Below are 13,651 nucleotides of genomic sequence, written 5' to 3' on the forward strand. Positions count from 1 at the left end.
TTCACTCAGCAAGACAACTCGGCTCCCAGGACGTGGGACGGGTTGGGTAGGCCGTTCGGCGCAAGTAGCTTCATCCCGGCAGCGCGTCCGCGAACCCTTGAGCCGCAAGGAGAAAACCGATGACCGAGACTTCGGCGTGGTCCTTCGAGACCAAGCAGATCCACGCGGGCGCCGCGCCGGACCCGGCCACCGGGGCGCGGGCGACGCCGATCTACCAGACGACGTCGTACGTCTTCCGCGACAGCCAGCACGGCGCCGACCTGTTCAGCCTCGCCGAGCCCGGCAACATCTACACGCGGATCATGAACCCGACCCAGGACGTGCTGGAGCAGCGGCTCGCCGCGCTCGAAGGCGGCGTCGCGGCGCTGGCGTTCGCCTCCGGCTCGGCCGCGACCACGGCGGCGATCCTGAACCTCGCCGGCGCGGGGGACCACTTCGTCTCGAGTCCGTCGCTCTACGGCGGCACCTACAACCTCTTCCACTACACGCTGCCGAAGCTCGGCGTCGAGGTCACCTTCATCGAGGACCAGGACGACCTGGAGCAGTGGCGTGCCGCCGTCCGGCCGAACACGAAGCTCTTCTTCGGCGAGACGCTGGCCAACCCGGGCAGCAACGTCCTCGACATCCGGGGCGTCGCCGACGTCGCGCACGAAGCCGGCGTCCCGCTCGTCGTCGACAACACCGTGCCGACGCCGTACCTGCTGCGCCCGATCGAGCACGGCGCCGACGTCGTCGTGCACTCCGCGACGAAGTACCTCGGCGGCCACGGGACGACGGTGGCCGGCGTGCTGGTCGACGGCGGCACGTTCGACTTCGGCCAGGACCCGGCGAAGTTCCCTGGCTTCAACGAGCCGGACCCGAGCTACCACGGCCTCAAGTACTGGGAGGCGCTCGGCCCGGGCGCGTACGCGGCCAAGGCGCGCGTCCAGATCCTGCGCGACACCGGCGCGGCGATCTCGCCGCTGAACAGCTTCCTGATCCTGCAGGGCATCGAGACGCTGTCGCTGCGCCTCGAGCGGCACGTCTCGAACGCGCAGGCGCTGGCCGAGTGGCTGGAGCAGCGCGACGAGGTCGAGAAGGTCTACTACGCCGGTCTGCCGTCGAGCCCGTTCCACGCCGCGGCGCAGAAGTACCTGCCGCGCGGCGCGGGCGCGGTCCTGTCGTTCGACCTGCGCGGCGGCGTGGAGGCGGGCCGGAAGTTCGTCGACGGCACCGAGCTGCACAGCCAGCTGGTGAACATCGGCGACGTCCGCAGCCTGATCGTGCACCCGGCGTCGACCACGCACAGCCAGCTGACGCCGGAGGAGCAGCTCTCCAGCGGCGTCACGCCCGGGCTGGTGCGCCTGGCCGTCGGGCTGGAGGGCATCGAGGACCTCAAGGCCGACCTCGAGGCCGGATTCCGGGCGGCGAAGGCGGAACTGTGACCGTCACCGGCGCCTGGCGGGTCGGCGACCCGCCGGGGCGCCGGAAGTTCGTCACCGGCCCCGGCGCGCTCGCGCTGGAGGCCGGTGGCTTGCTGCCTTCGTTCACGCTCGCGTACGAGACCTGGGGGACGCTGAACTCCGACGCGTCCAACGCGCTCCTCGTCGAGCACGCGCTGACCGGGGACAGCCACGCGGCCGGGCCCGCCGGGCCGGGGCACCCGGGCGCGGGCTGGTGGGACGCGCTGATCGGGCCGGGCAAGGCCGTCGACACGAACGAGTTCTTCGTCGTGGTCCCGAACGTGCTGGGCGGCTGCCAGGGCTCGACCGGGCCGTCGTCACCCGATCCGGACGGGACGCCGTGGGGCAGCCGGTTCCCGGTGGTGACCGTGCGGGACCAGGTCGCGGCCGAAGCGGCACTGGCGGACGCGCTGGGCGTCGGCCGGTGGGCGGCCGTCCTCGGCGGGTCGATGGGCGGGATGCGCGCGCTGGAGTGGGCGGTGTCGCTGCCTTCGCGGGTGGCCTCGGTGCTGGTGCTGGCCTCGACCGCGCGGGCGTCGGCCGAGCAGATCGCCTGGGCCGCCCCGCAGCTGCACGCGATCCGCAGCGACCCGGCGTTCCACGGCGGCGACTACTACTCGGCGCCCGCCGGACCCGAGGCCGGGCTCGGCATCGCCCGCCGGATCGCGCACGTCACCTACCGGAGTGAACCCGAGCTGGCCCGGCGGTTCGGCCGTGCCCCGCAGGACGGCGAAGACCCCCTGCGCGGCGGCCGGTTCGCCGTCGAGTCCTATTTGGACCACCACGCGGCCAAGCTGGCCCGCCGCTTCGACGCGAACAGCTACCTGGTGCTGACGGAGTCGATGAACACCCACGACGTCGGCCGCGGCCGCGGCGGCGTGGCGGCGGCACTGGGCCGCGTGACGGCGCGGGCGGTGGTCGCCGGCGTCGACAGCGACCGGCTCTACCCGCTGTACCAGTCGGCGGAGATCGCGGCCGGGATCGCCGGTGCGGCGGAGCCCGCGGTCGTGTCGTCGCCGTACGGGCACGATTCGTTCCTCATCGAAACCGGTCAGATCGCGTCACTGGTGAAGCACCTGCTGGGCTGAATGTCCGGTTCAGGGGCCCCTAGTCCGAGACGGCCTCGGAGATCCAGGGAGCCACCGGCAGGTCGCGGTCCAGGCACTCCACCGACAGCCGGATGGTCCAGCGCAGCGCCTGCAGGACGAGGCTGTCGACCTCGTCCGGGGCCGCGTTGGCCAGGGCGATCTCGACCTGCTCCTGCGCGGCCTCGGTGTTGCCGTGTACCTCCGCGAGCAGCGTCCGGACCGCGGTCCGCACCGGCGGGTCGGCCTGGTCGATCGAGACCTCTTCGCCGTCCTCGTCGAACACCTGGACCTTCACCGGGGCGCTGCCGCCGTCGCCGAGGGTGGAGACCATCGCGCTGCACTCGCCGAAGAGCAGCAGCATGAGGGCCTTCGTCTCGTCCGCGCGGGCCTGCGGCTCGGCCGCCGTCGGGGCGACCTCGCCCAGTGCTTCGGCGTCGTCGCCGAGGCTCAGCGCCGTCAACGCGCGCTGAGCCTTCTCGACGAGCCGGCGCTCCTGCTCGCTCCAATCCGGGTCCACGTGCCCCATCAAACACCACGACGGCGCTCGGCGGGATACCTTGATCCGCCGATGACCGTCAGGCCGCGTGAAGGGCACCCAGCGCGAGCCGGCAGAGCAGTTCGGCGAGCTCGTCGTCACCGAGATGGCGGTTGTACGGCGTCGAGTTGATCAGTCCGAACACGGCGTGCGCCGCCGACCGCGCCTGTCGTTCGCCCAGGTCCGGGACCGCCTCGCGGATCACGCGCACCCACACCTCGACGTACTGGCGCTGGAGCGCGCGCACCTGTTTGCGGTCGGCGTCGGTGAGGTTGGCGAGGTTGCGCTCCTGGACGGTGATCAACGCCGGGTGCGCGAGCGCGAAGTCGACGTGGAACCGCACGAGGCCGGTCAGCGTGTCGCCGGGCGCGCCCGGCCGGGCCGCTCGCGCGGTGCCGCCGTCGAGCAGGTAGCGGCTGATCGAGTTCAGCATCTCGCCGAGGATCGCGTCCTTGCTGCGGAAGTGCCGGTACAGCCCCGGGCCGGAGATGCCGACCGCGGCGCCGATGTCGTCGATGCCGACGCCGTGGAAGCCGTGGTGGGCGAACAGCTCGGCGGCCGCGGACAGGATCTGTTCGCGCCTGCTCGCCTTCTCGCCGTTCACGAGAGGGGTGGGGTTGGCCGGCATCAGGCCATAGTAGAGCGGCAGGTTAGCGAGCGCTAACGTCCGGCGATTTGCAGCGCTCCGGCTGTGAGCCCGCTCACCAGCGTCCCCGAGTGGGTGCACGTTTACTCCGTTCGGGTGCGAGCGGAACCGGGCCCTGGCTGCGGTGCGCGGCCGGCACCGCAGCCAGGGGCCGGTCACGCGGTGCAGGCCGCCGCGCCGAGCTTGACGGCTGAAGGCGTGCCCGACGGGCCGTTGGCGGTGAATCCGAGCGACACCGCCGCGCCCGCGCCCAGGGACGGGCTGTACGACGGGGCGCTCACGGTCACCGTGGTCCCGGACTGGGTGAAGGTGCCGTTCCAGCCGCTGGCGACGGTGGCTCCGGCGGGCAGGGTGAAAACGACGGTCCACGGATTGGCGGCGGTCGTGGCGGTGTTGGTGACGGTCAGCGTGCCCTGGAAGCCGCCCTGCCAGGAATTGTCCAGTTTCCACGCCGTCTTGCAGCCACCCGTGCCGCCACCGGTCGTGGTGGTCGTCGGGGTGGTCGTCGTCGGGTCGGGGCCGCCGCCGGCGGGTGGGATGAGGTAGGGCTGGAGGATGCTCTGCTTCGCCTGGTTGACCGTGGTCCAGTCGTCGTTGAGGATGCCGCCGGTGTCCCCGGAGTTGGGGTTCCACGACCAGTAGGTGAACGAGATGCCGTCGACGCCGGTCCCGGTGTAGGCCATCAGCTTTTCCAGCCACACCTTGTCGACCGGGTTCGCCAGCGTGGTGCCGAACTCGCCCATCATCAGCGGCGCGATGTTCTGCTTGTACAGGTAACCCCAGTAGTGGTCCCAGATCGCGGTCAGGTTCGCCGGGTAGTCGGGGGCGCTGAACCACGGCTGGTTGTAGACCGAGGTGGCGTACTCGTGCGGGGAGTACACCAGCCGGCCGGGCACGGACAGCCGGACCGGGAACTCGCCCGCCTTCGACAGGTTCCCACCCCACCAGCCGCAGTCCTCGTCGTTGGACGGGTCGCCGTCCCACACGTTCGACAGCCCGCCGCTGGGGCAGCTCACGCCCTCGACGAAGATCAGCCAGTTCGGCTGCACGCCGAGGATCGCGTTGCCGGCGCGTTCGGCGGCCAGCCGCCAGTCGCGGGCGGTGTCGCCGCAGCCCCAGCACGCGCCGGTCGCGGCCGGGTTGGTGCCCTCGGCGTGTGGCTCGTTGTGCAGGTCCGCGCCGATGACCGTGGTGTTGCCCGCGTAGCGCTGGGCCAGGGTCTTCCAGTCGTTGATCCAGGTGCTTTCCGGGACGGCGGCGGTGTACCAGAGCGGCGTCTGGCCCGCGCTGGTCGGCCGGTGCCGGTCGAGGATGACGCGCATCCCCTTCGTCCCCGCGTAGCCGATCACCTTGTCGAGGATCTGCAGCGGCGACAGCCCGATCAGGTCGGGGTTGGTGTAGTCGTTGATGCCGGTGGCCGTGGCGCCGGGCTTCACCGCGTCGTCGGAGAACGGCACGCGCAGGGTGTTGTAGCCCAGCTGTGCCATCTGATCGAGCTGCTGGCGCCAGGTGCGGCTGGACCACAGGCCGTGGAAGGTCTTGTTGTCGGTCTCCATTCCGAACCAGTTGATGCCGGTCAGCCGGACGGTCGCGCCCGTGCTGTCCAGGATCCTGTTGCCGCTGGTGTGCAGGTACCCGGTGCCCGTACCGCCGGCGGCCGCCGCGACCTGGCCGGTCGCGCCGAAGGTGACCAGCCCGCTCGCGGCCACCACGGCCGCGGCCAGCAGGCCGAACGCCTTTCTCCACTGCGTCATCTGCTCTCCTTTGAGCGAAACGTCGTCCTGGGAGCGCTCCCAGACGAGGTTAGCGACCGCGGACCCCCTGTCAAGGGCGCCGGGCGAATCCGGTGCCGCGGCGAACGACGGCTGACCAATCGCTGACGTTTCACACTTCCGGTGTGGGCCGAGTGGGTACCTACCGGTAACTAGGGGTTCCTTGTCAGCCCTCCACCTGCTGTCCTATTTGGGTCGGCCCTGTCACAAAGGAGTGACCCATGGCTGTTCCCACCCGTAATTTCAGGCGATCCCTTCTACGGTTGAGCACGGCCCTGGGGGCCGTTGTCCTAGCCTCTCTCGGCGTCACGGGCCTCGCCCAAGCCGCCGGGACCGTCTACGCCGCGCTCGGCGACTCCTACTCCTCGGGGGTCGGAGCCGGCAGCTACGGCAGTTCCGGGAGCTGTTACCGCAGCTCCAAGGCCTACTCACAGCTGTGGGCGAACGCCCACAGCGGCACCTCGTTCACGTTCCTCGCCTGCTCCGGGGCGAAGACCGGGGACGTGATCAACCAGGCGAACTCGATCCCCTCGTCGGCCACGCTCGTCACGGTGACCGTCGGCGGGAACGACGCCGGGTTCACCGACGTGATCACCACCTGCACCCTGGGCAGTGACTCCGACTGCGTGAACCGGGTCAACACGGCCAAGACGTACGTGAACAACACCCTTCCGGCCCTGCTGACCAACACCTACAACGCGATCAAGGCCAAGGCGCCGGCCGCCCGGCTCGTCGTCCTGTCCTACCCGCGCTTCTACACCGTGCCCGGTTCCTGCTGGGTGGGGCTGAGCGACACCAAGCGGTCCGCGATCAACTCAGGCGCGGACGCGCTCGCGTCGGTGACCCAGTCACGGGCGGCCTCGGCGGGGGCGACCTTCGTCGACGTCCGGCCGTCGTTCGCCGGGCACAACATCTGCTCGTCGGCGGATGATTACCTGCACAGCCTGACCTGGCCGGTGATCGAGTCCTACCACCCGACCGCGGCCGGGCAGTCGGGCGGCTACTACGCCCCGCTGCAGGCGGCGATCGGCTGATCGGGTCCGTGACGGCCACCCCGGTCCGCCGGGGTGGCCGTTCGCGCGTTCCGGCCCACTGGACACCCACGTTAGCGGTCGCTAACATCGAGGCGGAGGTTAACGCCCGCTAACTTCGAGGGAGCCCATGGACACGCCGGCACTGGGGACCACCGCTGCCCCGGACAGCGAGGCCTACGCCCGCAACGCCACCTCTCACGCGGAGCTGGTGGAAGACCTCCGCAAACGCTTGGCGAGCGCCCGGCTCGGCGGCCCGGAGAAGGCCCGCACCCGGCACGTCGAGCGCGGCAAGCTGCTGCCGCGCGACCGCGTCGACACGCTGCTGGACCCGGGTTCGCCGTTCCTCGAGCTGTCCCCGCTGGCGGCGAACGGCCTGTACGACGACGAAGCGCCGTCGGCGGGCATCATCACCGGCGTCGGGCGGGTCTCGGGCCGGGAGTGCGTGGTCGTCGCCAACGACGCCACCGTCAAGGGCGGCACGTACTACCCGATGACGGTGAAGAAGCACCTGCGCGCCCAGGAGGTCGCCCTCCACAACAACCTGCCGTGCGTCTACCTGGTGGACTCCGGCGGCGCGTTCCTGCCCCGGCAGGACGAGGTCTTCCCGGATCGTGAACACTTCGGCCGGATCTTCTACAACCAGGCGACGATGTCCGCGCGCGGCATCCCGCAGATCGCCGCGGTGCTTGGCTCCTGCACCGCCGGCGGCGCGTACGTCCCAGCGATGAGCGACGAAGCCGTCATCGTCCGGAACCAGGGCACGATCTTCCTCGGCGGCCCGCCGCTGGTGAAGGCGGCGACCGGCGAGGTCGTCACGGCCGAGGAGCTCGGCGGGGGCGACGTCCACGCGCGGCAGTCCGGCGTCACCGACCACCTGGCCGACGACGACGCGCACGCGCTGCGGATCGTCCGGTCCATCGTCTCCACGCTCGGGCCGCGCACCCCGCGCCCGTGGGACGTCCTCCCGACCGAAGCGCCCGCCGTCGACCCGGCCGAGCTGTACGGCGTCGTGCCGACCGACCCGCGCGTGCCCTACGACGTGCGCGAGGTGATCGCCCGGATCGTCGACGGCAGCCGGTTCGCCGAGTTCAAGAAGGAGTACGGCGCCACGCTGGTCACCGGGTTCGCCCGGATCCACGGCCACCCGGTCGGCATCATCGCGAACAACGGCGTGCTGTTCGCCGAGTCGGCGATGAAGGGCGCGCACTTCATCGAGCTGTGCGACAAGCGCTCGATCCCGCTGCTGTTCCTGCAGAACATCACCGGCTTCATGGTCGGGCGCGCGTACGAGGCCGGCGGCATCGCCAAGCACGGCGCGAAGATGGTCACCGCGGTGGCGTGCGCGCGGGTGCCGAAGCTGACCGTGGTGATCGGCGGCTCGTTCGGCGCGGGCAACTATTCGATGTGCGGCCGGGCGTACTCGCCGCGGTTCCTCTGGATGTGGCCGAACGCGCGGATCTCGGTGATGGGCGGCGAGCAGGCGGCGTCGGTGCTGTCGACGGTCCGCCGCGACTCGATCGAGGCCCGTGGCGGCGAATGGTCCACAGAGGACGAAGAGGCGTTCAAGGACCCGATCCGCCAGCAGTACGAGGCGCAGGGCAGCCCGTACTACTCCACCGCGCGGCTGTGGGACGACGGTGTCATCGACCCGGCGGACACCCGCACGGTGCTCGGCCTCGCCCTCTCGGCCGCGGCCAACGCGCCGCTGGCCGAGGTCAACTACGGCGTCTTCCGGATGTGAGGGGCATGTTCGACTCAGTGTTGGTCGCGAACCGGGGCGAGATCGCGGTCCGGGTCATCCGCACGCTGCGGGCCCTCGGCATCCGCGCGGTCGCCGTCTACAGCGACGCGGACGCCGACGCGCGGCACGTCCGGGAGGCGCACACGGCGGTGCGCATCGGCCCGGCCGAGGCCGCGCGCAGCTACCTTTCCATTCCGGCCATCGTGGACGCCGCGGTGTCTTCCGGTGCGCAGGCCGTGCACCCGGGTTACGGCTTCCTGGCCGAGAACGCCGAGTTCGCGCGCGCCTGCGAGGCCGCCGGGCTGGTGTTCATCGGCCCGCCGGTCGCGGCGATCGAGGCCATGGGCGACAAGATCCGCGCCAAGGCGACGGTGTCGAAGGCCGGGGTTCCGGTCGTGCCTGGCGCGTCCGATGTGGACATCCCGTCCGGCGGGTTCGCCGACGCGGCCGCGAAGGTCGGCTACCCGCTGCTGCTCAAGCCGTCCGCCGGTGGTGGCGGCAAGGGCATGCGGCTGGTGCACGCCCCCGAGGAGCTGGACGCGGCGATCGAGTCCGCGCGGCGGGAGGCCAAGGGGTCCTTCGGCGACGACACGTTGCTGATGGAACGGTTCGTGACGACCCCGCGGCACATCGAGATCCAGGTGCTGGCCGACACGCACGGCAACGTCATCCACCTCGGCGAGCGCGAGTGCAGCCTGCAGCGGCGGCACCAGAAGATCATCGAGGAAGCGCCGTCGGTGCTGCTCGACCCCGCGACGCGCGAGAAGATGGGCTCGGCGGCGGCCGAGGCCGCGCGCTCGGTCGGGTACGTCGGCGCCGGGACCGTCGAGTTCATCATGTCGGCGCACGACCCGGACGAGTTCTTCTTCATGGAGATGAACACCCGGCTGCAGGTCGAGCACCCGGTCACCGAGCTGGTCACCGGCCTGGACCTTGTCGAGTGGCAGGTCCGGGTCGCGGCCGGGGAACACCTCACCGTGGCGCAGGACGACGTGATGTTGAACGGCCACGCCGTCGAGGCGCGCGTTTACGCCGAGGACCCGGCGCGCGGGTTCATCCCGACCGGCGGCACGGTGCTGGCGGTGCACGAGCCGGCCGGCGACGGCATCCGCGTCGATTCGTGGATGACGCCGGGCGCGGTGGTCGGTTCGAACTACGACCCGATGCTGGCCAAGGTGATCGCCTGGGGCCCGGACCGCGCGGCTGCGCTGCACCGGCTCGACCTGGCCCTGGCCGACACGGCGTTGCTGGGCATCGGCACGAACACGGCGTTCCTGCGCGGGCTGCTGGCCGACCCCGACGTCCGCGCGGGCAAGCTCGACACCGAGCTGGTCGACCGGCGGCTGTCCACTTTGGTCTCTTCGGACGTGCCCGCGGAGTTCTTCGTCGCGGCCGCCCTGGACCGGTTCCTGGAGCTGCAGCCGTCCGGGCCCGTGGTGGACCCGTGGGACGTGCCGGACGGCTGGCGGATGGGCGGCTCCGGCGGGGTGACCTTCCGGCTGAAGTCCGGCGCGGCCCGCGCCGTGGTCCGGGTGCAGGGGACGCCGTCGTCGGCGACGGTGTTCGTCGACGACGCTCCGCCGGTGCACGTGTCGGCCCGGCGTGACGGCGACGTCCTGGAGATCCGCCACGCCGGCGGGTTCCACCGCTACCGCCAGGCGTGCGCTCCGGACCGGACGGTCTGGCTGGCCCGTGACGGCCTGAGCTTTCCCTTCGGGGACCAGGAGTTCGTGCTCTCGTCCCGCGGCGAGGCCGCCGGGGCCGGGCCGGTCACCAGCCCGATGCCGGGCACGGTGCTCGTGGTCAAGGTCGCGGCCGGTGACGTCGTGAAGGCCGGAACGCCGTTGCTGGTCGTCGAAGCGATGAAGATGGAGCACACGGTCACCGCGCCGATCGACGGCGTGGTCAGCGAACTCCCCGTCCGGGCCGGCCAACAGGTCGCGCTGGACGAAACCCTAGCCGTCGTAAGCCCCCAAGAGGAGCAGCCGTGATCGACTTCCGCCTGGACGAGGAGTACGAGTCCCTCCGCAAGACCGTCGAGGACTTCGCGCACGCCGAAGTCGCGCCGGTGATCGGCGACCTGTACGAGAAGGAAGAATTCCCGTACGCGATCGTCGCGAAGATGGGCGAGATGGGCCTGTTCGGCCTGCCGTTCCCCGAGGAGTTCGGCGGCATGGGCGGCGACTACTTCGCGCTGTGCCTGGCCCTGGAAGAGCTGGCCCGCGTCGACTCGTCGGTCGCGATCACGCTGGAAGCCGGCGTTTCCCTCGGCGCGATGCCGATCTACCGCTTCGGGACGCAGGAGCAGAAGGAAAAGTGGCTCCCCGACCTGTGCGCGGGGACGGCGCTGGGCGGCTTCGGCCTGACCGAACCGGGCGGCGGCTCGGACGCGGGCGCGACGCGCACCCGCGCCCGCCAGGACGGCGACGAGTGGGTCGTCAACGGCAGCAAGGCGTTCATCACCAACTCGGGCACGGACATCACCCGGTTCGTCACCGCCACCGCGGTCACCGACGTGATGGAGAACGGCCGCAAGGAGATCTCGGCGATCCTCATCCCGTCCGGCACGCCGGGCTTCGCGGTGGCGCCCAAGTACTCCAAGGTCGGCTGGAACTGCTCCGACACCCACGAGCTGTCCTTTTCGGACGTCCGGGTGCCGGCGGAGAACCTGATCGGCAGCCGTGGCCGCGGGTACGCACAGTTCCTGTCCATTCTGGACGAGGGCCGGGTGGCGATCGCCGCGCTGTCGGTGGGGTTGGCGCAGGGCTGCGTCGACGAGTGCCTCAAGTACGTCAAGGACCGGGTGGCGTTCGGCAAGCGGATCGGCGAGTACCAGGCGATCCAGTTCAAGATCGCGGACATGGAGGTCCGCACGCACACCGCGCGCCTGGCGTATTACCAGGCGGCGTCGAAGATGCTGCGCGGCGAGCCGTTCAAAAAGGAGGCGTCGATCGCGAAGCTGGTGGCCTCCAACGCGGCGATGGACAACGCGCGGGACGCCACGCAGATCTTCGGCGGCTACGGGTTCATGAACGAGTTCCCGGTGAGCCGCTTCTACCGCGACGCGAAGATCCTGGAGATCGGCGAGGGGACGAGCGAGGTCCAGAAGATGCTGATCTCGCGCCACCTCGGCGTCTCGTGAGTGGTAAGGCGGGTTAGAACCCGCCTTACCACTCACGAGGGCTACTGCGGCTGCTGCTGCTTCTTGTCTTCTTCGGCCCAGGCGGCTTCCGCCTGCATCTGGATGTCGGTGAGGCCGCGGTCGACCTGCACGATGTCCTTGCCGGCCCAGCCGGCGAAGTTCTTGGAGCTCTTGGCGTCGGAGAGGGCCTTCAGCATCGGGAAGTAGTCCGGGTGCTTGGCCTTCAGCCAGTCCTCGACGAACTTCGTCTTCTTGTAGCTGTCGCCGAACTTGGTCTTCAGCCAGTCCTCGTGCTTCTTGATCATCGGGAAGTCGTGCTCGCTCAGGTGCGACTTCGGCGGTGCCGGCTTGGGCGCGGGCGGCGGGTCCGCCGGCTTCGGGAGCGGCCGGGAGAAGTTCGGGACGGTGCCGTCACCCGGCGGCCGGGTGCTCGGCGTGGCGCCGCCGGTCCCCGGCGTGTTGTGGGTGACCGCGGTGCCCGGCGGTGGCGGCAGCGGCCGCGAGAAGTTGGGCACGGTGCTCCCGCCGCCCGGGCGCGGCACCGGCGTCATTTCGTGGCCCGCGCTCGAGGAGGAGCCGGGCTTCCCCTTGACCAGCTTCGACAGCCCGGTGAGCCGCGCCAGCGTGCGACCGGCGTAGGCGACGACCTTGGCGAGCTTGGCCGCCATCGCCGCCACCTGCACCGAGACCTGCACGACGATCTTGCTCACCCCGACCGCGATCGACGCGCCGAAGGTGAACGCGGCCATCGCGAGGGCGATCAGCATCGTCGAGATGATGTCGCCGAGGATCGTCGTGATGATGTCGCGCAGCAGCGCGCGGACCGCGGCGATCAGCGCCCCGGTGGTCTCGACCATGTAGCCGGCGACGTCGGACGCCTTGGCGTTGGCGTCGATCCAGCCCTTCCGGTCGTCGATCGACTTCTTGAAGCTGTCGTAGCCCTTGCCCTGCCACTGGGTGATCGTCGACTTGAGCGTCTTGTCGAGGTCTTCGCCGGTGTTGCGCAGGCTTTCGCCGATCTTGTGCAGCTCGTTGGCGACCTTCGTGACCTCGGACGGGTTGCCCGCGACCTGGTCCAGCGGCCACTTCAGGAACGAGACGTGCTCGATCAGCCAGCCCAGGCCGGCGGCGATCAGCTTCGAAAGCGGGTCCATGACGAACGCGACGGTGTCGAGCGCGGCGCTGACGAGGTTGATGCCCAGCTCCACGCTGACGGCCGCGAGGTCGCCGCCGTGCTCGGTCTGGACCTTGCCGATCGAGTCGCCCACCTGCTTCCAGCTGTCGAAGACGCCGGCGCCGGTCGTGGAGTTCGACGCTGTGATGGGAACGGTCACTTGCCCAGCTCCGTCTCGAAGGTGCTCAAACCCTGTGCCGTGTTCGAGTCGTGGGTCGCGTACGTTTCGGCCGCCTTCGTCACATCGGCGGCGGACTTGGCGATGTCCCCGGCGAGCTTGCCGATCTCACCGGCGATCACCGCCATCGTGATCCGCGAAGGCACGGCGAGCACCTGCGCGAGCAGGATGCCGAACGCGGCGTTGTCGAACCCGTTGGCGGCCTGCATCCGGTTCGCGGCGTCCTGCACCGCCGGTTGCGTGGTGCCCGACAGGAACTGGCTGAACTTCTGCAGCTCGGCCGGGTCGACCGAGAAACCTGCTCCGGAAACCACCGGTCTTCCTCCGTCCTACCAGGGGTTGCTCTCGTCGTCCTCGTCCGGCTCGGGCCGGGGACGACGACGCGGCTGACCGTGCTGGGGTGGCTGTGGCGGGCGGTGCGGTGGCCGGTCCGGGGCCTCCTGCTCGGGCCTGAACGCCTCGCTCTTGCCGGGTTGTGGTCCTTCGTCCGGTTCGGGCGACGGCAGGAACTCGTCCAGCAATCCGCGGGCGGCCGAGTTTTCGCCCACCATGCCGCTGAACGCCTCGGCGACCTGGGCCGAGACCTTCTGCTGCGCGCGGCCGATGAGCTGCATCACCAAGCCGGAAAGGGCTTGCGGTGGTCGCTCGTACGCGCGGGGGCCGAACCGGAGGTCCTGGAGGACGCCGCTGGGGCCGACCGTCACCGAGACCGCTCCGTCCGGCGACTGCGCGCCGGCCGTGGCGGCTTGGAGCTTTTCCTGGGCTGCCGCGGCTTTTGCCTGGATCTCCGCGAGCTCCGCGCCGAACGCGGCCAAGGCGTCGCCGTCGGGCACTGACTGTGTCAATTTGTCCTTCTCGCAAAGGAGGTCGTGAACAGGAGAAGTCAATCAGCGCCCGTT

12 protein-coding genes are annotated in these 13,651 nt (G+C 70.5%); 6 read left to right on the forward strand and 6 right to left on the reverse strand.

Annotation, left to right across the window (positions count from 1 at the left end):
* The first annotated feature begins 119 nt into the window (after positions 1 to 119).
* Together ACWEGE_RS09275 and metX are read left to right on the forward strand one after the other, a co-directional pair.
* Positions 120 to 1,424 (forward strand): bifunctional o-acetylhomoserine/o-acetylserine sulfhydrylase, encoded by a 1,305-nt coding sequence (locus ACWEGE_RS09275; protein ID WP_449659943.1) that lies wholly within the window; start codon positions 120 to 122, stop codon positions 1,422 to 1,424.
* Complete coding sequence (metX, locus tag ACWEGE_RS09280) at positions 1,421 to 2,530, forward strand: homoserine O-acetyltransferase MetX (protein ID WP_449659944.1); 1,110 nt, start codon at positions 1,421 to 1,423, stop codon at positions 2,528 to 2,530. The genes ACWEGE_RS09275 and metX overlap by 4 nt, the downstream gene beginning before the upstream one ends.
* A gap of 19 nt (positions 2,531 to 2,549) precedes the next feature.
* Here metX and ACWEGE_RS09285 read toward each other — a convergent pair whose 3' ends face one another.
* From ACWEGE_RS09285 to ACWEGE_RS09295, 3 genes are all read right to left on the reverse strand, one after another.
* Positions 2,550 to 3,056, reverse strand: a complete 507-nt coding sequence (locus tag ACWEGE_RS09285) for a hypothetical protein (RefSeq protein ID WP_449659945.1) — start codon at positions 3,054 to 3,056, stop codon at positions 2,550 to 2,552.
* Positions 3,057 to 3,105: 49 nt separating this feature from the next.
* The gene (locus ACWEGE_RS09290) at positions 3,106 to 3,693 is read right to left on the reverse strand and encodes an SACE_7040 family transcriptional regulator (protein ID WP_449659946.1); all 588 of its coding nucleotides are present in this window, start codon (positions 3,691 to 3,693) and stop codon (positions 3,106 to 3,108) included.
* Between the two features lie 173 nt (positions 3,694 to 3,866).
* Positions 3,867 to 5,465: a cellulase family glycosylhydrolase gene (locus tag ACWEGE_RS09295; protein WP_449659947.1), complete on the reverse strand. Its 1,599-nt coding sequence runs from the start codon at positions 5,463 to 5,465 to the stop codon at positions 3,867 to 3,869.
* Positions 5,466 to 5,746: 281 nt separating this feature from the next.
* Here ACWEGE_RS09295 and ACWEGE_RS09300 point away from each other — a divergent pair, with 281 nt between their 5' ends.
* The 4 genes from ACWEGE_RS09300 to ACWEGE_RS09315 all read left to right on the forward strand — a co-directional run bounded on the left by ACWEGE_RS09300 (position 5,747) and on the right by ACWEGE_RS09315 (position 11,400).
* Positions 5,747 to 6,517: an SGNH/GDSL hydrolase family protein gene (locus ACWEGE_RS09300; protein ID WP_449659948.1), complete on the forward strand. Its 771-nt coding sequence runs from the start codon at positions 5,747 to 5,749 to the stop codon at positions 6,515 to 6,517.
* 127 nt (positions 6,518 to 6,644) lie between these two features.
* Positions 6,645 to 8,258, forward strand: coding sequence for a carboxyl transferase domain-containing protein (locus ACWEGE_RS09305; protein WP_449659949.1), 1,614 nt, complete (start codon positions 6,645 to 6,647; stop codon positions 8,256 to 8,258).
* Positions 8,259 to 8,263: 5 nt separating this feature from the next.
* Positions 8,264 to 10,249 (forward strand): acetyl/propionyl/methylcrotonyl-CoA carboxylase subunit alpha, encoded by a 1,986-nt coding sequence (locus ACWEGE_RS09310; RefSeq protein WP_449659950.1) that lies wholly within the window; start codon positions 8,264 to 8,266, stop codon positions 10,247 to 10,249.
* Positions 10,246 to 11,400: an acyl-CoA dehydrogenase family protein gene (locus ACWEGE_RS09315; RefSeq protein WP_449659951.1), complete on the forward strand. Its 1,155-nt coding sequence runs from the start codon at positions 10,246 to 10,248 to the stop codon at positions 11,398 to 11,400. Before ACWEGE_RS09310 ends, ACWEGE_RS09315 begins: the two co-directional genes overlap by 4 nt.
* A gap of 41 nt (positions 11,401 to 11,441) precedes the next feature.
* Here ACWEGE_RS09315 and ACWEGE_RS09320 read toward each other — a convergent pair whose 3' ends face one another.
* The 3 genes from ACWEGE_RS09320 to ACWEGE_RS09330 are packed head-to-tail and all read right to left on the reverse strand — an operon-like array spanning position 11,442 to position 13,597.
* On the reverse strand, positions 11,442 to 12,734 hold the full coding sequence (locus ACWEGE_RS09320; RefSeq protein WP_449659952.1) for a hypothetical protein: 1,293 nt from the start codon (positions 12,732 to 12,734) through the stop codon (positions 11,442 to 11,444).
* Positions 12,731 to 13,066 (reverse strand): hypothetical protein, encoded by a 336-nt coding sequence (locus tag ACWEGE_RS09325; protein WP_449659953.1) that lies wholly within the window; start codon positions 13,064 to 13,066, stop codon positions 12,731 to 12,733. Before ACWEGE_RS09325 ends, ACWEGE_RS09320 begins: the two co-directional genes overlap by 4 nt.
* A 15-nt stretch (positions 13,067 to 13,081) precedes the next feature.
* Positions 13,082 to 13,597, reverse strand: a complete 516-nt coding sequence (locus tag ACWEGE_RS09330) for a YbaB/EbfC family nucleoid-associated protein (RefSeq protein WP_449659954.1) — start codon at positions 13,595 to 13,597, stop codon at positions 13,082 to 13,084.
* Positions 13,598 to 13,651: the final 54 nt, after the last annotated feature.

The sequence above is a fragment of the Amycolatopsis sp. NPDC004747 genome, assembly GCF_053601335.1.